The following is a 20,322-nucleotide window of genomic DNA, read 5'->3' on the forward strand; positions in this document are numbered from 1 at the left end:
GACATCGCCGTCAGCTGACCCACCGCTATCGCGAGCAGGCTCGCACCGGGGATTGGGGGTGAACATCGAATCTGTGAACAACCGAGTTAACTGTGGGAGCAAAGCTTGCTCGCGATAACGGCTGCACACTCGACATCGCCGTCAGCTGACCCACCGCTATCGCGAGCAAGCTTTGCTCCCACAGGGGAATGGGCAACCTCGCCTCAGCAGAGGAAATCGATCAATGCCCCGCCGCCATTTCCACCTGCGCCGGCCCGGGTGTGACGATGCGGTTGAGGTCGATGTGTCTCCATTCCGGCACAGCCCCCAGCCGTGCGTTGAAACGGTAGTTGAAGGTGAAGGCGTCTTCGGTCGGCTCGCCCAGGGATTTGCCGTAGATCGCTTCGATCCCGGCCGGTTCGTAGCCCATCAACTGCAGCAACGTCGGGAAGATGTTGTAGTGGCTGGAACGGTCCTTGTTCTGTGCCCAGGCGCGTTGCCAATCCAGCGTGTGCAGGTGGGCGCCTTGCATCACCACCAGCGGGACGAGCCCCTCCTCCGCCACCGGGTCGCCGCCGCAGTGGGTGTTGAGTCCCGGGTTGCCACGCTCGTGCAGGTCCTGGCCGTGGTCGGAGGTGTAGATCAGCACCGCGTTGCTCAAATCGGCCTGCTGGAAAATGCGCCTGAAGAACTCACCGACATTCCACAGCAAGGTGTTCTGGTAGGCGTTGCGGTACAGCACCCAATCATCCTTCTGGCCGTTGAAGCCATCGCGCTTGCCGGTGTCGGTCACGTCCTGGAACTGCCCGCGGGGCAAGGCCGGACGGTAGGTCATGAAGGCGTCCGGGTATTTGTCGTGGACCGGAAAATGCGCGCCCAGCTTGTTGACCACCACCAGCTCGGCCTGGTCATCGCCGAGCAGCTCGATCAGTTTCGCCGCCGCCGCCATGTCACGGTCGCGCACGGGGACCTGGTCGAATTGGACGAACTCGTCGATGTCGCGTTTTTCCAGATCGGTCATCAGGTTCTGCAGGTTGCCGCCCGTGCGCTGCGCGTCGATGTAGACCGTGCGCAACCCGGCGTTCTTGGCGTACTGCCAGATCGACGGCAGCGTGCTGTTGATGCGCATGTAGTCGGCGCGAGTGCCACCGTAGCGCAGGGTCACGTTGGTGTCGGCGCTGCAATTGGCAATGGAGGCGGCGTAACCGAAATTGAACAGCGTCACGCCATCGGGAGGTGTTTGAAGGCCCGTGCGCACGCCAAACGGGGTGTTGATGTCCAGGTAGTTACCGGCAACGCTTTCATCGATCACCAGCACGATGTCATGCCCCACAGCCCCCGCCCGCCGTGCCAGATGCACGGGTTCCCGAGGGCCGACCGTGTTGTGCAAGGCCTCGTAGGCAAACAGGTTCAGGTAGGCCAGCGGGGTGTACATCACCGGCAACCCGCGCGCACCCTCGCCCGCGCGCACGAAGAGCACGCCGCTGAGCAACAGCACCCCGAGCAAGGGCGCAGCGACCGGCAGGTAGCTCGGGATCGCCAAGCGATGGCGCGGCTTGAGGCCAATGCCCCACAGCAGCAGCAACCCTCCGGCCCCGGCGCTGATGATCGTCTCGCGGTACTGGTAGGCCGCTTCCTGGATGAAGCCACCGGAATACACCAACGAGACAAACTGGCTGTAGGTCAGGTAGCTGTCAGTGACCCGGGTATAGACCTCGAAGAACACCGCCGAGACGAACATCGCCAACGCGAACAGATGCCGCACGAGGGTCATGCGGATGTGCGCGGCCATCCACAACGCCAGCACCAACGCCACGAACATCGCCCCATACAACAGCGTGGCAAAGCCAAGACCCAGCGCGCTCAAACGGTCCAGGTAGTACTCGTACCCCCGGACCAGGTACAGCGCCAGCAGCATTTCCTTGAGGTATCGGGCCATGGCTTTCTCGACGGTTTCAAGGCGATGAAAAGAGCGTTCGTAACTGGACACTAGCAGCGCGCGGGTAAAGCGCAAGAAAACACCCGCCGCAAAAGCGTCAAAAAAAAGTTAGCTCAAAAATGACACGCTTTGTGTCTAAAAATCGTCAACATCTATGGATAAATACCGTTCATCGTTTTTTAAAAATCAGCTATACCCCTTTAAAAACGCCACTTATTCAAATCAGTCAAGGACTTGATATCAGAACGCCAAGTCTTCTCTAGTTTTGCCAACAGTGACAACTGTCATTTTGCTGACACGCTTTGGCGAAGCTGCGCTATACCCCCCTTTAACAGTTTCATCCGAGTTACATCAGTTGGTTTGCGAGGCGTGCCTGCGATGGACGTGAGCGTATTTGGAACGGGGTATGTGGGGCTGATCCAGGCCGCAGCGCTGGCCGACGTCGGGCATCGCGTCCTGTGCATCGACATCGACCCGAACAAGATCCGTCAACTGCAGCAAGCCGTGCCGCCGATCAGCGAGCCCGGGCTGTCCGGATTGCTCGAAGACACCCTCAAGGCCGGACGCTTGTCGTTCAGCTCCCAGGCCAGCGACGCGGTGAACCATGGCGAACTGATTTTCATCGCCGTCGGCACGCCAGCCGACGAAGACGGCTCGGCAGACTTGAGCCATGTGCTGGCGGTCACCCGGCAGATCGCCGATTTCATGGACAGCGACCGCACCCTGATCATCAAGTCCACGGTGCCGGTGGGAACCGCCGACAAAGTCGCCGAGTGCGCCCGCCAGGTGCTGGCTCGCCGCTGCCTCAAGCAACTCAACGTGCGGGTGGTCTCCAACCCCGAGTTTCTCAAGGAAGGCAGTGCCCTGGCCGATTGCATGCGTCCGGACCGGATCATCATCGGCACCTCGGACCCGGTGGCTCGTGAGCAGTTGAGCGAGCTCTACGCGCCCTTCTGCCGCAACCGCGAAAAGCTGATGTTCATGGACAACCGCAGCGCCGAACTGACCAAGTACGCCGCCAACGCGATGCTCGCCACCCGCATCAGTTTCATGAACGAACTGGCCAACCTCACCGAACGGTTGGGCGCCGACATCGAAGCGGTGCGCAAGGGCATCGGTTCGGACCCGCGCATCGGCTATCACTTCATCTACCCCGGCTGCGGCTTCGGTGGCTCATGCTTTCCCAAGGACCTGCGCGCCCTGCTGCACACTGCCGAACAGAACGGCATGCCCCTGCGCCTGCTGCGCAGCGTCACCGACGTCAATGATCGCCAGCGGCACATCCTGTTCGAGAAACTGGCGCAGCAGTTCGAAGGTGGCCTGGCGGGCAAGTCGATCGCCATCTGGGGCCTGGCCTTCAAGCCCAACACCGACGACATGCGCGAAGCCCCCAGCCGCTACCTGATGGAAGCGCTGTGGCGCGAAGGCGCACGGGTCCAGGCGTATGACCCGGAAGCCATGGCCGAATGCCGTCGCCTCTACGGCTATCGCAAGGACCTGAACCTCTGTGCCACCCGCGACGACACCCTGGAAGACGCCGACGCCCTGGTGATCTGCACCGAGTGGAAGAATTTTCGCGTGGTGGATTTCGACCTGCTGGCCCATAAGCTGCGCGCCCGGGTGATCATCGACGGTCGCAACCTGTACAACCCCGAACAGTTGGCGGCCGCCGGGTTGCTGTATCGCGGCATCGGCTTGCGCCACACCGAGCCTTGCGCCCTTGCGCCGGGGCCGCAAGCATGAACATCCTGGTCACCGGCGCGGCCGGCTTCATCGGTGCCCATTGCGTGCTGCGCCTGATACGCGACGGCCACCGGGTCTGCGGGCTGGATAATTTCAACGACTACTACGACCCGCAACTCAAGCATGATCGGGTGGCCTGGGTGAAAGACCAGGTGGGCGAGTTCCCGCTGGTGCGCATCGACCTGGCCGACGCGGCGGCCATCGACGGGCTGTTCCACAGCCGCCGTCCCGATGTGGTGATCCACCTCGCCGCCCAGGCCGGCGTGCGCTACTCCCTGGAAAACCCGCGGGCCTATGTCGACAGCAACCTCAGCGGGTTCCTGAACATCCTGGAGAGCTGCCGCCGCTACCCGGTCAAGCACCTGATCTACGCCTCATCGAGCTCCGTGTACGGCGCCAACCCGCGCACGCCGTATTCGGTGCAAGACAACGTCGACCATCCGCTGTCGCTGTACGCGGCGAGCAAAAAAGCCAATGAACTGATGGCCCACAGCTACAGCCATCTGTTCGGCATTCCCAGCAGTGGCCTGCGCTTCTTCACCGTGTATGGCCCCTGGGGCCGGCCGGACATGTCGCCCATCCAGTTCGCCCGCGCCATCACCGAAGGCCGGGTGCTGCAACTGTTCAACCATGGCGAGCACCAGCGCGATTTCACCTACATCGACGACATCATCGAAGGCATCGTCCGGCTGATCGAGCTGCCGCCCCACGTCACGCCACAGTGGGACCAGGCGCAACCGGGCCCGGCCAGCAGCCGCGCGCCCTGGCGGATCTACAACATCGGCGGGCAACAACCGGTGGCCCTGCGCACCTACGTGGCGCTCTTGGAAAAACACCTGGGGCGAACCGCCCGTATCGAACTGCTGCCCCTGCAAGCAGGGGATGTGCTCAACACCTGCGCAGACGCCAGCGACCTGGCCCGAGCCACCGGTTTCCAACCGTGCATCGAGCTGGATGACGGCCTGGGTCGTTTCATCCAGTGGTTTCTCGGCTACTACGCGCAGCCCGCTCCACCCGTCGCTTGCGGCCGAGCACCAGCGACCGAACCTCAGCGGAGGCATCCATGACCCGGCATGAGCAAGTTATTGAGATCAATGGCACCGGACGCGACAAACGTGTCGACCCCGACCACCGTCGGCGCCTGGACGCCGCCATCCACCGGCAGGGCCGTGGCTGGTTGACCGGTCGCGACGGTGGACGGCCCTGGACCCTTTCACGCACCAATCGGGTGGTGGCCTGCCTGGGCGCCCTGGTAATCCTGGTGCTGCTCTGCCCGGTGCTGGTGGGCCTGGCCGTACTGGTCAAGTTTTCCAGCCCCGGCCCGGTGTTGTTCGTGCAGAAACGCACCGGCTACCGTGGTCGGGTCTTCGGCATGTACAAGTTCCGCACCATGGTCGCCGACGCCGAGGCCCTCAAGGAGTCGTTGCGCCACCTCAACAAACACGGCGCCGACGCCATCGACTTCAAGATCGACAACGACCCGCGGATCACCCCCATCGGGCGATTCCTGCGGCGCAGCAGCCTCGACGAACTGCCGAACCTGATCAATGTAGTGACCGGCGACATGCGCCTGGTGGGCCCACGGCCGACGTCGTTCAACGCCTATCGCTACAAGGACAACCATCTTGTGCGCCTGAGCATCTACCCCGGCATGACCGGCATGTGGCAGATCTCCGGGCGCAGCAACATCGACTTCGACCAGCGCGTGGAATTGGACCTCAGCTACATCGCTGAACAAAGCCTTTTGCTGGATTTGAAGATCCTGGTGATTACCCCCTTCAAAGTTTTCAGCGGCCACGGAGCGAGTTAAATGGACGGTTCAACCAATATCCTGACCATAGCCAGCCCGAGCGAGACCAACCTGACCTCGACCGTGCTCGACCCTTCCTTGCGGATCCTTTTGCTGACATCCGCCAACACCGGCACAGGCACCAGCACCAGCGCCATGGCGCTGGCCGCTCAGCTGGCGCAGATGAGCAGCGGCCGGGTGCTGTTGGTGGACGCCAGCCAGTCACCGCGCAACCTCAGCCAGCAACTGTCGTTGCACAAGGAGCGCGGCTTCAGCGACCTGCTGTTCAACAGCCTCGCCCCGCCCTTGTTGCAGGACTGCGTGGTGCAGGTCTCCAGCCTGCCCTTCGACGTGCTGCCCTACGGGCGCCTGGGCCATAACGCCGAACACCTGAGCGCCGAGCGGTTGCGCCCGTTGTTCCGTCAACTGGCGGCGCAGTACCGCTTCGTGGTGATCGACGCCGACGCGGTGTATTCAGCCAGCGACACCCTGGTGCTCAGCACCCAGGTCGACGGCGTGGTGCTGGTGGTGCGCGGTGAAGACACCCGCTGGGAGGTGGCCCAGGCCACACGCCAGCGTCTGGTCCAGGCCGGCGCGAAAGTGGTGGGCAGTGTGTTCAACCGCCGCAAGTACTACATGCCCAAGTGGCTCTACAACAACCTGTAAGCCTGCAAAAGGATGACGAGATGAACGCCAGAATGCTTGTCCTGCTGTTGCTGCCGCTTGCCGGTTGCACCAGCACTACCGATACCCGCTCGATGCCGGTGCAGATCCTCACGGCTCCGCCGGCCAATGCCCAGGCCACCGACATGCCCAAGGTCGAACAGACCCTGCGGCCCCAGGATGTGCTGGATGTGATTTTCCACATCGGCACCACTGGGCCCCAGGCCTATCGCGTGCAGGCCGGCGACCAGGTGGCGCTGAACTTCACCGCCGCCAGCCAGCTCAACGGTACGCAGCAGGTGATGCCCGACGGCACCATCGAACTGCCGGGGGCCAACACCTCGGTGAAAGTCGTTGGCATGACCACCGACGAAGCCCGCCTGGCGGTGCAGCGGGCCTATGACCAGAAAATGCTGTTCCAGCCCAACCGCAACCAGTTGACGGTGCAGGTGACCAGCCCGCTGTCTAGCGAAACGAACCTGCGCAACACCTTGACCCACCCGGCCACCGGCATGAGCCGGGAGATCACCGTGGGCCGGGATGGCTACGCGAGCTTTCCAGAAATCGGTTCGGTGCCGCTGCAAGGCATGACCGTCAACCAGCTGGAAACCCTGCTCAATGAACGCTACGCCCAGTTGCCAGGCCACATGACCGTCGACGTACTGCTCAAGTCCACCGCCGGGAATGAGATCTATGTGCTGGGTGAAGTCGGCCAGCCGGGTTCCTACCCGATCCGCCGGCCGATCTCGGTCCTGGAGGCGCTGACATTGGCCCGGGGCACGAACGTCAAGGCACGGCTCGACTCGGTGGTGATCATGCGCCGCAACGGCAACATGGTCGAAGCCCGGCACTACGACGTGGAGAAGGCCCTGAGCGGTGACGCAACCCAGATCGCCTACCTGCAACCGGAAGACATGCTCTTCGTGCCCAAGACCAAACTGGCCAGCGCCGGCGAACTGGCCAGGCAGCTGGCCGACGTGGTGCTGTTCCAAGGCGTGGGGTTCAGCTTCGGCTACCGCGTCGACAACAAAGGCAGCAACAACTGAACCTCAGGTGACCTGACATGAACCCCAAGGAAAATTATCTGCATGAGTTCTTCAGGATCTTCTTCGCCAACAAGTTGTGGGTGAAGCGCATCTTCCTGATTTTCGCCGTGATCGCCCTGGTGCTGCCGTTGGTGCTCAAACAGAGCTTCGACATCACCGCCCAGGTGATCGTCCAGTCGAAAAAACTCTCCCAGGGCGACGCCACCACGTCGCTTAACCAGGACAGCGCCACGTTCATTCCGCCGTCACTGGCGGACATGGAGACCGAGAGCAATATCCTGCGCTCGCCGGCCCTGATCCGGCAGACCATCAGCACCCTGCGCGACAAGGGCGAATACACCCCCAACCTGGGCATCTTCAACAAGTGGGTGAGCGATCCCTTCCAGCGCTACATCACCACGCCGCTGCGCCAATACGTCGTCAACCCGGTCCGCCAAAGCCTGGGCCTGGAGGTCGATCCGGTGCGCGACACGGTGCTCGATACGCTGACCGACGAGGCCATCGACAACCTGAAGATCGAGACCCTGCCCGGCTCCAACGTGATCTCCATCGTCTACAGCTTCGGTGACCCGGCCGAGGGCACCCGGTTCGTCGACCAGCTGCTGCAGAACTACCTTTCCGGCCGCCAGGACATGCAGTCGATCGAACTGCCGCAGACATTCTACGAACAGAAGAAAACCCAGTACCAGACCCGCCTCGATGGCCTGGAAGGCACCCGGCTGGCGTTGCTGGAAAGCATCGGCTCGGCGGATCCGAAGGAGGAAATCACCTTCCGCCTGAACGCCATCAACACCGAGGAACAGGCCCTGAACCTGTATCAGGATCGCCTGCTGCAAAGCCAACGCTGGCTTGACTATCTCAAGACCAGCCTGGCAGCGGCAAACAGCTCGCGGTTCAACGACTACACCTTCCCCTTCACCTTCACCACCACCGTGGACAACATCGCCTTCGAAGACCGGGAAATCAAACAGCTGGGCGAGCAATTGACCGGCCAGGTCGCCCGCTACATGAACGACCTGGCGGTGTTCCAGCCTGGCAGCGAACCGATGCTCCTGGCTCGCGAACAGATCGTGCGTACGCGCCAGCAGTTCCTGAAGATCGTGAGCAACCGGATCCAGGAACGCACCACGGACCTGGCGGTGGTCGGCTCGGTGATCGACCAGAAGACCGCACGCATCGCCGCCTTCAAGGGGCGCATCCACCAGTTGCAGGAAACCCAGAGCAAGCTGCAGCAGATGGACACCGAGATCAACGCCTTGCATGCGGCGTTCTCCACCTACGCCCAACGGTTCGCCGAGGCCAGCACCGCCCGTTCGCTGGACAACGACCTGTCCAACGCCCGGGTCCTGAGCCCACCGTTCGAACCGACCGCCGCGGCGTTTCCAAAGCCAGGGCTGATTATTGCCTTCGGCCTGTTCAGCGGCTTGCTGCTGGCGATTGCCCTGGTCTATGTGCGTGAGTTCTTCGACCATCGCTTCAAGCATCCGGCGCAGATCAGCCAGCAACTGGACCTGCCGGTGCTGTTGGTGATCAACGAGCAGTCGCCCGACCAGATCAACCCGCACCGCAACTGGAGCCTGCCCAGCCTTGTCTATTGGGTGAAAAATTGAACGCGCCGTTCGGCCCCGGCCACCACAGCAGCCCCCTGTCGATCATTCATCTGCTCGACAGCGGTGGCTTCTATGGGGCCGAGCGGATGCTGCTCGATCATTGCCTGGCGACGCCCGGCCAGCACCAAGTGCTGTTCCTGGCGGCACCGCCGACCTTGATCGGGCGTTTTCGCCAGGCCGGGGTCGATTGCCGCCACTGCGCCAGCTGGGCCGAGCTGTTGCAGTACTTGCGCGAACGGCGCCACGAGCAACCGCTGCTCAACACCCACAACTTCAAGGGATTGTTGTTCGGCTGGGCCGCCGCGACGATGCTGGGCCTGCCGCTGGTGATCACCCAGCATGGCTTTACGCCGCGTAGCCCCAAGCAGCGTTTCTATACCTGGTTGAGCCTGCAACTGTGCCGCACCGCGTCGGTCAAGCGCGTGGTCTGCGTGGCCGAAAGCATCGCCACGCTGCACCGCCAGGCCAGCGTACAAGCGGAAAAGCTCGACGTGATTCCCAACGGCCTGCCAGCGCCCACCACACCGCTGACCCACCGTGACGACGGGCGGCGCTGGCGGGTCGGCTACGTAGGCCGCTTGAGCAGTGAAAAAGGCCCGGACCTGTTCCTCGACGCCATGATCCCGCTGTGCCAGCGCCACGCTTCGCTGCACGCGGTGATGCTCGGCGACGGCCCGGAACGCCAGGTGCTGCTCAAGCGCATTACCGACGCAGGGCTGCCGACACGCATCGAACTGCCCGGCTACCAGACCGACATGAACGCCTGGTGGAGCCGTCTCGACGCCCTGGTGATCAGCTCGCGCACCGAGGGCACGCCGATGATTCTGCTGGAAGCGATGCAGGCCGGGGTGCCGGTGGTGGCGTTCGGCGTCGGTGGCATTCCCGACGTGTTGCAAGACCGTCACAACGGCCTGCTCGCCAGGCCTGCCGACAGCGCCGAGCTGGCCCGGCAGATCGAAACACTGTTCAGCGAACCGCGCCTGGCGCAAATCCTGGCCGACAACGCGCGTCGCACCCAACAGGATCGCTACGACCTGCGCACCCTGGCCGAACGCTGGGCGCAGCTTTACATCCGCACGGCACGGGAGGCTCGCTCATGATTGTCCCGCTCTCGATCGTCAGCCTGCTGGGCCTGGTGTGCCTGGCACTGCTGGCCAGTCCTTACCCTTTCCTGGCGCCGGGGGCCGTACTCGGCCTGGTGGGCGTCGCCGTGCTGTACCGCAAGCCCGGCTGGGGCTTGCTGGGCATCGCCGCGCTGGTGCCATTCGAAGGCCTGTTCAAGGACAGTGTGTTTTCCGGCACCAAATTCTTCGGCCTGGCCCTGGCGTTGATCCTGATGCTGCAATTGGCTTTGCGCCAGATTCCCGCGACGCGCCTGCGCAGCAATATCTGGCGGCCGCTGATCGGTTTCCTGCTGCTGTACGGCTTGAGCCTGGTGCTCTCGGAAAGCATGGACCGTTCACTGACCCATTTTCGCGAACTGAGCGTGGGCTTGATCCTGTTTGTGATCACCCTGCTGATCGGACGCGGCTTGAACCTGGACCTGTTCTGCCGGGTGGTGACCTTGAGTGTGACCACGACCTGCCTGCTGGCGATGTTCTCGACCAAATACCAGGACCAGGGCCGCGCTTCCGGCCTGTTGTCGGACCCGAATGCCTTCGCCCTGCTGATCGCCTTTACCGCACCGCTGGCATTGCTGCTGGTGGTGCGCGGGCCCAGCCTGCTGCACCGGCTGTTCTGGGGCGGCTGTTTCGTCCTGCTGCTGGGAGGCATGACCAAGACCGACTCGCGCTCAGGGCTGGTGGTGTTACTGCTCAGCCTGCTGATCGGCCTGTATCACTACCGCGCACAATTGCCGCGCATCCGCCCACGGCACCTGGGGTTCGCCATGCTCGGCCTGGCCATTGCAGTGCCCGTGACCGTTGCCGTGATGCCGGCCAAATACGTGGCGCGTATCCAGTCGTTGAGCATCCTGAGCGCCGGCGCCAAGGCCCAGGACGAGTCCCTGGGACGCCGCGCCTCGTACATCATTGTCGGCGGCCAGATGATCCAGGAAAACCCGATACTGGGCTCGGGCCCGGGGACCTTCCCCCTGCACTACGCCCCTACCGGCTATGCCAAGGCGTTCTCGGCCAACCGCAAGCTCGGCGACCTGTATCGCCGCGCACATAACACCTACCTGGAAATCTTCAGCGAAATCGGCATCCCCGGCGGGCTGATGTTCGTCGGCATGCTCGGCCTGGGCTTGTACAACCTGATGCACGCCAGGCGGATCTGGTTGCAGCGCCGGGACTGGGCGCAAGCGGACCTGCTGACGCACCTGGGCATGAGTTTCCTGTCCCTGATGCTGTTCCTGATGTTCCTCAGTGCGCCGAACCACAAGTTGCTGTGGATCATGCTCGCCCTCACCAGCGTGTTGCGCCATGAAGCCGAACAGGCCCCGTCGCCGCAGGCGCAACCATGAGCTGCATCAGCGTGGTGGTGCCGATGTACAACGAGGCCCGGCACATCGGCCGTACACTGCTGGCCACGCAACAGGCCGCGCGCCTTGCCGATATGGAGTGCGAGCTGATTGTGGTGGACAACGGTTCCGACGACCACGGCCCGCGCATCGCCCATGAACTGGGGGCGCTGGTACTGACGGTGCCCGGCGTGCACATCGGCGCCCTGCGCAACCGCGGGGCTGCGGCCGCCCGTGGCGACTGGCTGGCGTTCATCGACGCCGACATCGAAATGCCGGCCGATTGGCTCACGTTGCTGTTGGCACTCGAAGGCGACCGGGCCGATGTGCTGGGCCTGGACCTGGACACTCCGCGGCAGGCACCGTGGTTCGCCGAAGCCTGGCAGCGCCGCAGCCAACGCCCGGGGCACCCTCGCCTGCACCGGGTGGCATGGTTGCCCAGCGCCAACCTGTTGATGCGGCGTACGTGGTTCGACCGGGTCGGGGGCTTCGACGAAGCGCTGCGCACCGGCGAAGACAAGGACTTCTCCCTTCGCCTGCGCCAGGCCGGCGCGCAGCTGCTGCTGGCCAACCAAAGCGTGGCCCTGCACTGGGGCTATGAAGGCAGCTGGCGCGAGTGGATGAGCAAAGAGCTGTGGCGCCAGGGCAGTCACCTGCAATTGGTCCGCAGCCACGGCGCGAGCCTGCGCCTGCTGCGCTTTCCGGCACTGTCCATCGGCACCTGGGGACTCGACCTGCTGGCACTGCTCGCCCTGCTCCAAGGCCAACTGCGCCTGGCGCTGATGCTGTGGCTGCTCACCGCGCTGCCGGCCCTGTTCCTCAGCCTGCGCCAGAGCCGGCGCGACCTGCGCCTGATGCTGCAATTGTGGGCCTTGCACGGGGTGCGCCTGCACCTGACCGGTGTCGCGTTGCTGCTCAACCTTTTTCAGTGGAACGTCAGGAGACCTGCCCGTGGCTGAATTCATCTACTGGTCCTGCCTGTTGCTGCCGGTGTACGCCTACCTCGGTTATCCGCTGCTGCTCAGCCTGCTGGCGCCGCTGTTTCCGAACCGCTACTACGGCAAGGCGTTGCCGATGGACATCAGCATTGTCATTGCCGCCCACAACGAGGCGCGGCACATCGAAGCGAAACTGCGCACCTTGCTGGCCCAGGACTATCGGGCGCACTCGCTGCAGATCGTCCTCGCCAGCGACGGTTCCACCGACGACACAGTGGCCTGCGCACGCCGGGTGCTCGACCCGCGTATCACCGTGCTCGACCTGCCGCGCCTGGGCAAGGCGGCCGCGCTCAATACCGCCGTGGCCCACAGCCGTGGCGAGATCCTGGTGTTCACCGATGCGGACAATCAATGGGCCCTCGACACCCTCGGCCACCTGTTGGCGCCGCTGGGCGATCCGGAAGTCGGCGCGTGTGCCGGGCACATGCTGATCCCCCAGCCGGGCAAGGGCCTGAGCCTGGGCGACAGCCTGTATCGGCATTACGAGGGCTGGCTGCGTCGGGTCGAAAGCCGGAGCGGTTGCATGGTTTCGGCGGACGGTGCCCTGCTCGCCCTGCGGCGCACGTTGTTCGAACCGATACCGGCGCACGTCAACGATGACTTTTTCCTCAGCACCTGCGCACCGGCCGCCGGCCAGCCCATTGTCTATGCACCCCGGGCGCGGGTGACCGACCAGGGCGTGGACGAGGCGGACAAGCAATTTCGCCGGCGCCAACGCGTCACCGTCGGCGGCTTGCAAAGCCTGGCCCAGCGGCGCGAGCTGCTCAACCCGCTGCGGCACGGGCTGTATGCCATCGGGCTGATCAGCCACAAACTGATCCGCCGCCTGGCGCCGGTGTTGTTGGTGCCGCTGCTGCTGAGCAATGCCTGGCTGTGGAACGAGCATCCGTTCTACCGCTGGAGCCTGGTGGCACAACTGCTCGGCTACGTCATGGCCCTGATCGGGTTACTGGACGCCGACCACCGCTTGCCCAGGCCCTTTCGCCTGGCCGCGTTCGTGCTGGTGACCCTGGCGGGCATGTGCATCGGGCTGTGGCAGTTCCTGCGCGGGCGGCGCTACAGCCAATGGAACCCCGAGCAGAACCGCTGAGGAGGATGGCCGATGTCGATCAAACAGGTCTTCAAGCGCACCGGCGGCTGGCTGTACCTGAACACGCCCTTGGGTCGCCACCCGCTGCGCGGTGCCGGTGTGATCCTGATGCTGCACCGTGTCCTGAGCAACGACCGCGCCGCCGAACTGCCCCATCGCAATGAACTGTGCGTGGGCCCCGAAGCGTTCGAACACCTGTTGATCTGGTTGCAACGCCATTTCGAATGCGTGCCGCTGATGACCCTGTTGCTGGCCGACCCCGAAAGCGTTCCGAACCGCCCGCGGGTGGCCTTGACCTTCGATGACGGCTGGCGCGACAACGCCATGAACGCCTTTCCCCTGCTACGCCAGTACCAGGTGCCGGCGAGCATTTTTCTGTCCACCGATTTCATCGGCAGCCGCCAGCATTTCTGGTGGGAGAGCATCGGCGAAACCCTGTGGGGCAGCCATGGCCAGGCGGCGCGACAATCATTGATCGAACATTTGCAACAGGCTGGCCGGCCGCTGCCGGTGATGCTCGACGATGTGGACGAGCAGCGGCGCAGTGTTTCGCTGTTGCATTACCTGCACAGTCTCAAGACCCTGGAACCATGGGTCCTGAGTCACCTGACCGACGCCTGCCCGCGCGGCGCCCAGCCCCAGGCGCTGGACTGGTTCCAGGTGCGCATGCTGGAAGACTCCGGTCTGATCCGCTTCGGCCCCCACGGCGCCAGCCACGCGATCCTCACCGGCCTGGACGACCAGCGCCTGCACGAAGAACTGGGCCGCAGCCGCATTGCCCTGGAAAACGGCTGCGCCCAACCGCTGCCGGTGTATTGCTACCCCAACGGCGATCACGATGCGCGGGTTCGCCAGCAGGTGGCGGCCCACGGTTTTGCGTTCGCCCTGGGCACCGAGACCGGGCTGTATCGCAACGACGGTGATCCGCTGAACGTGCCGCGGTTTGGCGTCAGCCAGCACAACGCCCACCAGCCCGAGTTGCTGGCCTGGCGTATCAGTCGGGGGGCACGTCCATGAGCCGCGCGCGTTACCTCAAGCACCTGGCGCTGAGCATGGGCACGCGCCTGGCGATGATCGGCCTGCGACTGCTGCGCAACGTATTGCTGGCGCGCATCCTGGGGCCGAGCGAACGCGGCCTGTTTGCGTTGCTCAGCAGCCTGCCGGACCTGATCAGCGCGGTCACCAGCGGCGGGCTGAATTCCGCCGTGGGTTATCAGGCCGCGCAGCAGCGCCCGATGGGGTTGCTGCTCAGCCAGGTGCTGGTCTTCGGCTGCCTGCTGGCCGGGATGCTGACCTTGCTGGTGGTGGCGCTGGTGCGCGCGTTCGGTGGCGAACTGGACATTACCCTGCAGTTGGGATTGCTGGCCTGGCTGCTGTTGCTGGCCGTGCCGTTGACCGTGCTCAAGAGTGGCCTGCTGACCTTGCACAACGCCAGCGGTGGCGTGGCCGCCTTCAATGCCCTGCGCCTGGTGGAATCCCTGGCGCCACTCGCATTGTTCCTGGCGTTGTTCTGGCTGTGGAAAGACGCGGCCCTGGAGGCCGCGCTGATCAGTTGGCTGGTGGGCCTGGGCCTGGTGGTGCTGGTCGGTTGGGCCTGGCTGCGACGCGGCCAACAGGTAACCCTGCAATGGGACCGCGCCAGCCAGAACGAGCTGCTGCTTTACGGGGCCCGTAGCCATCCGGACCTGCTGTTCCAACAAGTGATGCTGCGTTCGGACTTTTTGTTCATCGGTGCCCTGCTGGGCAGCACGGCCCTGGGGCACTACGCCATGGCCAGCGCCGCCGCCGAGTTGCTGCTGATTGTGCCGGAAGCGGTCACCACGCCGCTGATGAAACGCCTGTTGCAGCAGGACCGCGACATGCAGCGCCTCACCCCCCTGGCCCTGCGCCTGACGGCCACGGTGATGCTCGGCGCCTGCCTGGGCATGGCGCTGATCGGCCAATGGTTGATTGTCACGTTGTTCGGCGTCGCCTACCGGCCCGCCTACCCGGCCTTGCTGGCGTTGCTGCCGGGGCTGTTCGGGCTGTGCTATGCAAGCATCCTGCGCCTGGACCTGCTGGGGAAAAACCGGCCCGGCACCGTTTCGCTGCTGATGGGTGCAGGCGCCTTGCTGAACCTGGCGCTGAACGTGACGCTGATCCCGCGCTACGGCATCGTCGGCGCCGCTGCCGCCTCGTCGATCGCCTACCTGGGCGTCACCCTGGCCTTGCTGGCAATGTACTGCCGCCTCAGTGGCGTGGCCTTGTGGCAAACCCTGATCATCCTGCCCAGCGACCTGCTGCCGATGCGCCAAATGCTGCTGGGGAAATCGGTATGAATGTGGGAGCGAGCTTGCTCGCGATGGGGACGGTGCGGCTGGCGCGGAAGGTGGCCGCCGGCCTGTGTCTCTGGGGCCTGGCCCTGCTGGCCCAGGCGGTGCCCATGCACTGGACTGGCCTGCGTGACGGCAGCCTGTACCTGCAGACCGACCGCCCGGATTGCCTGATCGTGAGCTGGGTGCCGGCCTGGCAGGCCGACGCCAACGCGGAACACATCTACCTGCTCAACGGCCAGGGGCGGCTGGTGGGTGAGCGCCTGATCAAGGCGGACCAGCAAAGGGGCGAACAGCAGTGGCCGCTGCAACCCGGCGCTGCCAGCTATCGCCTGGAAATCCCCGGCTACAGTTTTCGCCGCTACAACGTCGAGCACGATGCCCATACCCGGGCTCTCTTCGCACCGGCCAAGGTGCATTTCAGTGCCGAAGCCCACGACAGCGATGAATTGTATTTCAAGGTCGCGCCGGGTGAACGAGCGGTCCTGGCGGGCAAGTTCCACGGTGGCGTGCAAAGTTTGCAGGCCCGGCGAGTTGCAGACGGCAAACAGCTGCAATTGAATCTCAAGCCGTATCGCGCCTATTGGCAATTCGACCAAGTGGCGCTGCCCGTCGCCGACGTCGAGCAGACCTGGCGCCTGCAGTTACAGGGCAACGGCAAGGTGGCGTTCTGGCTGGACGGCACTGCCAACCTGTTTGCCCAAGACCCGGCGCACCTGCAACCGCTGCGCCAGGACCCGGGGCAAACCCACCTGACCCTGCACGACAACCTGCTCGGGCCAACCCCCAAACTGGGCATATCCCTGCCCTACGTGTTGCCGCCGCCGTCGAGCTACAGCATCATCGACGCGCTCAAGCCCCAGGCCGCCAGCTACTACAGCCTCGTCGACATCACGGCCGACAAGCCTGACTATGAGGATCGTTTCCGGCGCCTGTACCAGGACCGCTTTGGCATCACCCAGGACATCACCCTGCTGGCCGGCAGCCAGCGCCAGGCCGATCTGCGGGCCGACCGGGTCAGCAACAGCGGCTTGCAGGCCTGGCTCAAATCGACGCGAGCCCTGGGCGGCAAAGGCCTGCACTACCTCAGTTTCGCCGACGAGCCGAACCTCAACTACGCCGACTTCGCCAGCTACCAGCAATTATTCGAGAGCATGGCCGCTCAGGTTCGCGCCATCCCCGCCAACGCACGCGCCGGGGTGCGCATCGCGATCCCGGCCAGTTCCCGATTCACCAACGGCCCCTTGGCCGAAAACGCGGCGGACAAGCGTGGCATCGACTGGGCACGGCGCCTGCTGGCCAAGTCCGGCGACCAGATCGACGCGCTGGCCTGGCATGAATGGATGATCCGCGACCTGCTCGCCACCCGCGTCTACCGCCACAGCGTGCGCCGCGCCGCCGGCCTGGTGGGCCTGGACAACCAGGGGCGGCCGCGCAAGGCCCTGCTGCTGGACCAGACCAACATGTCCAGCGGCTCAAGCCTGAGCCCCTATGACCAGGAAACCCATTACGCCGCCCTCTGGTGGGCGTCCGTGGTGATCAACGCGTCCGCCGACGGCTTACTGGACATGCTCAACTGGTTCCAGTCCGCCGACGAACCGGAATACCCCAAGGGCATGGTGCGCGTGCTGGAAAACGAGCGCTTCGAGCTCAAGCCGGTGGGCCTGGCCCAGCAGTTCATCCAGCAACATTGGCTCGGGCAGGTGATGCGCCTGGATAACGACGCCTTTGAAGTCGACGTGCTCGCCATGGCCTCCGGCGTCCGGCGCAGCCTGCTGGGCGTGAACAAAAGCACGCGGGCGCATCAGGTCAGCCTGGATGGCGTGCCCTGTCCTCTCCCCGCACCACAGCAGGCGAAAGCTGAGCTGGTGTATTTCGGCCCCGACAACCACAGCCGCAGCGCTCCGTTCAACTGCGAGGCCGGGCAAATCCATTTTCTGCTGCCCGGGGAAACCCTGTTTGCCCTGGGCTGGACAGCTGCCGATTCTCCCCAACCCGCCACCCATCAGGAGGCACCATGAACGTTCTGCAAAAATTGCGTGATCGCATCCAGAAAAAAGGCCTGCGCTCCCTGTTCAAACTGCTGATCCGCCGCTACGTGTTTTTCCACTCGCGCCTGGTGTGGCTGGAGCACGATGTGACAGTGCCGCTGCGGCCGAACAACCTCAAGCCCTACCCACCCCTGCGCCAGGAGTTCATCACCGTCGATAACGTCGAAGCGTTTGCCCGGTATTTCGGCGACCGCATCGAGACCATGCGCGAACTGGCGGCCGAAGGCTACACAGGCCTGATGTACCTGGACGATCAGGGCGATACCGTGGGCTTCGTCTGGGCCAGTATGCGCGACTATTTCGACCGTCATTTCTATGGCTGCTGGTTCCCGGTCAAGCCTGGCGAGTACTTTCAGTTCGGCGCAGAAATAATCCCGGCCTACTTTGGCTCGAAGATGACCGCGGATGTACAGCAGGAAATGTGGAGAATCATGGCCGACAAAGGCTGCAGCAAAATGGTCGATGTCTGCGACCTGCAAAACATCCAGTCGGTGAAGATGCACATCCGCATGGACTTTCAGGAACGCGGCCAGATCACCCACGTTTACTGCCTGTTCGGGCGCTGGCGGTATTTTCGCGACACGCTCTACAGCGGCTCACTACTGGACGCCTTTCGCAAACCGACTCAACCGGTTGCATCGACGGCGGCGGCCTGACGTCCATGGCGATCCGGTTCCAATGGTGCACCTCCCTGGGTGCTGCGGATTTTCCCACGACAGCTTATGAACAGCTGCGAACCCAGGTGGCCGACACTACCCCGTTCAATACCCTGGCCTGGTTGCAAGCGGCGCAGTTCGCCTTGCGGCCTGACCAGCAATTGAACGTGTTGCTCGGCTGGCAGGACCAGGCCTTGTGCCTGTGCCTGCCACTGGTCTCGACGCGCGAGCGAATCGGTGGCCTGCATTTTCGGGTGTTACGCCACCTGGGTTATCCCTTGGCCGACCGCATCGCCGTGCTGGCCCGCCTGGACGCCGTCGGCATGGGCCAGGCGCTGATGCAGATTCGCCAACACCTGCCCCACGCACTACTACAATTGAATGAGGTGTCCGAACCGGTCGGTGAACAAAGCGTGCTCAGTAGCTGGATGGCGTTGAGCTCCACAGGCGAACGGCGATTGGGCTGCCGGGTGCCGGTGCATCTGATCAGCGACAGCGACCGCCAGGAAATCTCCGGCGACCCTCGCTACAAGCTCCGCCGGGCCCGCAAGCGGATTGCCGCCTGCGGGGCGCAGATCCGCCGGGTGACGCCCGATGCCATCAGCATGGGGCCTCTGTTGCGGGACCTGGCCGCTGTCGAAGCGGCCAGTTGGAAAGGCGAGAAAGGCGTGGGCATCTTCTCCGACCCAAGGTGCCAGCAATGGATCAACCACGCCTTCACCGCCCTGGCCGCCGAAGGCATGGTGCGGGTGGTGATGCTGGAACTGGAGGGGCACTGCATCAGCTATCGCCTTGGCCTGCTGGACCAGGGACGGCTGTACGATTACAACCTGGCGTTCCTGCCAGAACACGCCGACCTGGGCAGCGGCCGGGTGTTGCTTGAAGAGTGGATTCGCTGGGGGCTGGACGATAACTGGCACTGGGTCGACGCCTCGCGGGTCAGCCTGGAAAACTCCAGCCATCAGTTGCATGAACGCATGACCGGTCAACTGGAACATTGGCGCTGGAGCTTTTATTCCTGGCAGCCCGGTGGCCTGGTCCTGGGAGGCGCCCTGCGGTTATGGAAAAGCCTCAAGCCCTGGCTGCGCAAGCGTCCGGAAGGGCATGCCGCCACAACAGCTCCATCGCCGGCCCATAAGCGCCAGGAGAACGTGCATGCCTCATAGGGTGATCATCAACGCTGACGACTTTGGGCTCAGCCTGAGCGAAAACGCCCTTATCCTGCGGGCCTTCGAGGCGGGCGTGATCAGCTCCGCCACGGCCATGGCCAACATGCCAGGCTTCGAGCAGGCCTGCGAACTGGCCTGCCAGCCGTTGCTCAACGGGCGTATCGGCCTGCACTTCAACCTCAGTTACGGTTCCCCCTTGAGCCAGGCGATTGCCTCGCGCCGCACGTTCTGTGACGCCAATGGCGAATTCGACCTGAACCTTTCCCGCTACTGCCTGCGCCTGGGTCCGAAGGACATCGCTGCCGTGGAAGAAGAGCTGCGGGCCCAATGGCAACACAGCCTGGACCACGGCCTGCGCCCCAGCCACCTCGACTCTCATCAGCACGTGCACAACATCTGGCCTGTCGGCGAACTGGTGGCGCGCTTCGCCGCCCGCCAAGACGTACCCATCCGGCTGGCGCGCAATCTGGGCGCGAACCTGACCCTGCCCAAGCGCGTCTTCAAGACCCTGTTCAACCACCGCCTGCGCAGCCTGTGCGGCGCAACGGCCGACTACATCTGCACCCCCGCCGACCTGGCCCACGCCGCACCGCCACCGCGCGGCTCACTTGAAGTGATCGTCCATCCGCTGGACCTGGACGACGACTTCGGCGACGCCAGCCTGCCACCGGGAAGCTCCCTGACCCAAATACTGCAAAAGCGCCTGGAGGGCGTGCCCAAGGTGGCCTACAGCCGGACAGTGCGGGGCGCGGTGTTGTCTGAGTATGGGGATGTGCATTGATCCTCTCACGTGGACTTTCCCCCAACCGGTGAAAT

Annotated in this window: 17 protein-coding genes; 16 read left to right on the forward strand and 1 reads right to left on the reverse strand. The window is 64.0% G+C overall.

All coding sequences use genetic code 11. The features are described from left to right. Positions 1-220 precede the first annotated feature (220 nt). Positions 221-1,918, reverse strand: coding sequence for a sulfatase-like hydrolase/transferase (locus tag ACODSJ_RS20175; protein WP_489103445.1), 1,698 nt, complete (start codon positions 1,916-1,918; stop codon positions 221-223). Positions 1,919-2,296: 378 nt separating this feature from the next. Between ACODSJ_RS20175 and ACODSJ_RS20180 the strand changes: the two genes are divergently transcribed. From ACODSJ_RS20180 to ACODSJ_RS20255, 16 genes are read left to right on the forward strand one after another with little or no spacing between them, the layout of a single operon-like run. Then, positions 2,297-3,661 (forward strand): UDP-glucose dehydrogenase family protein, encoded by a 1,365-nt coding sequence (locus ACODSJ_RS20180; protein WP_489103407.1) that lies wholly within the window; start codon positions 2,297-2,299, stop codon positions 3,659-3,661. Beyond that, positions 3,658-4,728 (forward strand): NAD-dependent epimerase, encoded by a 1,071-nt coding sequence (locus tag ACODSJ_RS20185; RefSeq protein ID WP_489103408.1) that lies wholly within the window; start codon positions 3,658-3,660, stop codon positions 4,726-4,728. The genes ACODSJ_RS20180 and ACODSJ_RS20185 overlap by 4 nt, the downstream gene beginning before the upstream one ends. Then, positions 4,725-5,471: a sugar transferase gene (locus tag ACODSJ_RS20190; protein ID WP_489103409.1), complete on the forward strand. Its 747-nt coding sequence runs from the start codon at positions 4,725-4,727 to the stop codon at positions 5,469-5,471. The genes ACODSJ_RS20185 and ACODSJ_RS20190 overlap by 4 nt, the downstream gene beginning before the upstream one ends. Beyond that, entirely contained in the window at positions 5,472-6,116 is a 645-nt protein-coding gene (locus ACODSJ_RS20195; RefSeq protein WP_489103410.1) for a CpsD/CapB family tyrosine-protein kinase, read from the forward strand. A gap of 20 nt (positions 6,117-6,136) precedes the next feature. Further along, complete coding sequence (locus ACODSJ_RS20200) at positions 6,137-7,159, forward strand: polysaccharide biosynthesis/export family protein (RefSeq protein ID WP_489103411.1); 1,023 nt, start codon at positions 6,137-6,139, stop codon at positions 7,157-7,159. Between the two features lie 17 nt (positions 7,160-7,176). Then, the gene (locus ACODSJ_RS20205; RefSeq protein WP_489103412.1) at positions 7,177-8,769 is read left to right on the forward strand and encodes a GumC family protein; all 1,593 of its coding nucleotides are present in this window, start codon (positions 7,177-7,179) and stop codon (positions 8,767-8,769) included. Then, complete coding sequence (locus tag ACODSJ_RS20210; protein ID WP_489103413.1) at positions 8,766-9,869, forward strand: glycosyltransferase family 4 protein; 1,104 nt, start codon at positions 8,766-8,768, stop codon at positions 9,867-9,869. The genes ACODSJ_RS20205 and ACODSJ_RS20210 overlap by 4 nt, the downstream gene beginning before the upstream one ends. After that, complete coding sequence (locus ACODSJ_RS20215) at positions 9,866-11,233, forward strand: O-antigen ligase family protein (protein WP_489103414.1); 1,368 nt, start codon at positions 9,866-9,868, stop codon at positions 11,231-11,233. The genes ACODSJ_RS20210 and ACODSJ_RS20215 overlap by 4 nt, the downstream gene beginning before the upstream one ends. Next, positions 11,230-12,189: a glycosyltransferase gene (locus ACODSJ_RS20220; protein ID WP_489103415.1), complete on the forward strand. Its 960-nt coding sequence runs from the start codon at positions 11,230-11,232 to the stop codon at positions 12,187-12,189. Before ACODSJ_RS20215 ends, ACODSJ_RS20220 begins: the two co-directional genes overlap by 4 nt. Then, a complete protein-coding gene (locus tag ACODSJ_RS20225) occupies positions 12,182-13,318 on the forward strand; it encodes a glycosyltransferase (RefSeq protein WP_489103416.1) in 1,137 nt (378 codons plus the stop codon). The genes ACODSJ_RS20220 and ACODSJ_RS20225 overlap by 8 nt, the downstream gene beginning before the upstream one ends. A 12-nt stretch (positions 13,319-13,330) precedes the next feature. Beyond that, positions 13,331-14,335 (forward strand): polysaccharide deacetylase family protein, encoded by a 1,005-nt coding sequence (locus tag ACODSJ_RS20230; protein WP_489103417.1) that lies wholly within the window; start codon positions 13,331-13,333, stop codon positions 14,333-14,335. Next, a complete protein-coding gene (locus tag ACODSJ_RS20235) occupies positions 14,332-15,636 on the forward strand; it encodes an oligosaccharide flippase family protein (RefSeq protein WP_489103418.1) in 1,305 nt (434 codons plus the stop codon). Before ACODSJ_RS20230 ends, ACODSJ_RS20235 begins: the two co-directional genes overlap by 4 nt. 23 nt (positions 15,637-15,659) lie before the next feature. Further along, entirely contained in the window at positions 15,660-17,651 is a 1,992-nt protein-coding gene (locus tag ACODSJ_RS20240; RefSeq protein WP_489103446.1) for a hypothetical protein, read from the forward strand. Continuing rightward, positions 17,648-18,337, forward strand: a complete 690-nt coding sequence (locus tag ACODSJ_RS20245; protein ID WP_489103419.1) for a GNAT family N-acetyltransferase — start codon at positions 17,648-17,650, stop codon at positions 18,335-18,337. Before ACODSJ_RS20240 ends, ACODSJ_RS20245 begins: the two co-directional genes overlap by 4 nt. Positions 18,338-18,342: 5 nt before the next feature. After that, a complete protein-coding gene (locus ACODSJ_RS20250) occupies positions 18,343-19,503 on the forward strand; it encodes a GNAT family N-acetyltransferase (protein ID WP_489103420.1) in 1,161 nt (386 codons plus the stop codon). After that, positions 19,493-20,287 carry a ChbG/HpnK family deacetylase gene (locus ACODSJ_RS20255; RefSeq protein ID WP_489103421.1) on the forward strand — a complete coding sequence of 265 codons (795 nt, stop codon included), beginning with the start codon at positions 19,493-19,495 and terminating at the stop codon, positions 20,285-20,287. The genes ACODSJ_RS20250 and ACODSJ_RS20255 overlap by 11 nt, the downstream gene beginning before the upstream one ends. Positions 20,288-20,322: the final 35 nt, after the last annotated feature.

It is taken from the genome of Pseudomonas sp. FG6, from assembly GCF_057809015.1.

Bases quoted from the DNA above. Each gene is read 5' to 3' on its own strand.
- ACODSJ_RS20255 (WP_489103421.1), top strand. From the start codon at position 19,493: ATGCCTCATAGGGTGATCATCAACGCTGACGACTTTGGGCTCAGCCTG.
- ACODSJ_RS20175 (WP_489103445.1), bottom strand. From the start codon at position 1,918: ATGGCCCGATACCTCAAGGAAATGCTGCTGGCGCTGTACCTGGTCCGG.
- ACODSJ_RS20180 (WP_489103407.1), top strand. From the start codon at position 2,297: ATGGACGTGAGCGTATTTGGAACGGGGTATGTGGGGCTGATCCAGGCC.
- ACODSJ_RS20215 (WP_489103414.1), top strand. From the start codon at position 9,866: ATGATTGTCCCGCTCTCGATCGTCAGCCTGCTGGGCCTGGTGTGCCTG.
- ACODSJ_RS20205 (WP_489103412.1), top strand. From the start codon at position 7,177: ATGAACCCCAAGGAAAATTATCTGCATGAGTTCTTCAGGATCTTCTTC.
- ACODSJ_RS20220 (WP_489103415.1), top strand. From the start codon at position 11,230: ATGAGCTGCATCAGCGTGGTGGTGCCGATGTACAACGAGGCCCGGCAC.
- ACODSJ_RS20185 (WP_489103408.1), top strand. From the start codon at position 3,658: ATGAACATCCTGGTCACCGGCGCGGCCGGCTTCATCGGTGCCCATTGC.
- ACODSJ_RS20235 (WP_489103418.1), top strand. From the start codon at position 14,332: ATGAGCCGCGCGCGTTACCTCAAGCACCTGGCGCTGAGCATGGGCACG.
- ACODSJ_RS20250 (WP_489103420.1), top strand. From the start codon at position 18,343: ATGGCGATCCGGTTCCAATGGTGCACCTCCCTGGGTGCTGCGGATTTT.
- ACODSJ_RS20195 (WP_489103410.1), top strand. From the start codon at position 5,472: ATGGACGGTTCAACCAATATCCTGACCATAGCCAGCCCGAGCGAGACC.
- ACODSJ_RS20190 (WP_489103409.1), top strand. From the start codon at position 4,725: ATGACCCGGCATGAGCAAGTTATTGAGATCAATGGCACCGGACGCGAC.
- ACODSJ_RS20245 (WP_489103419.1), top strand. From the start codon at position 17,648: ATGAACGTTCTGCAAAAATTGCGTGATCGCATCCAGAAAAAAGGCCTG.
- ACODSJ_RS20200 (WP_489103411.1), top strand. From the start codon at position 6,137: ATGAACGCCAGAATGCTTGTCCTGCTGTTGCTGCCGCTTGCCGGTTGC.
- ACODSJ_RS20230 (WP_489103417.1), top strand. From the start codon at position 13,331: ATGTCGATCAAACAGGTCTTCAAGCGCACCGGCGGCTGGCTGTACCTG.
- ACODSJ_RS20240 (WP_489103446.1), top strand. From the start codon at position 15,660: ATGGGGACGGTGCGGCTGGCGCGGAAGGTGGCCGCCGGCCTGTGTCTC.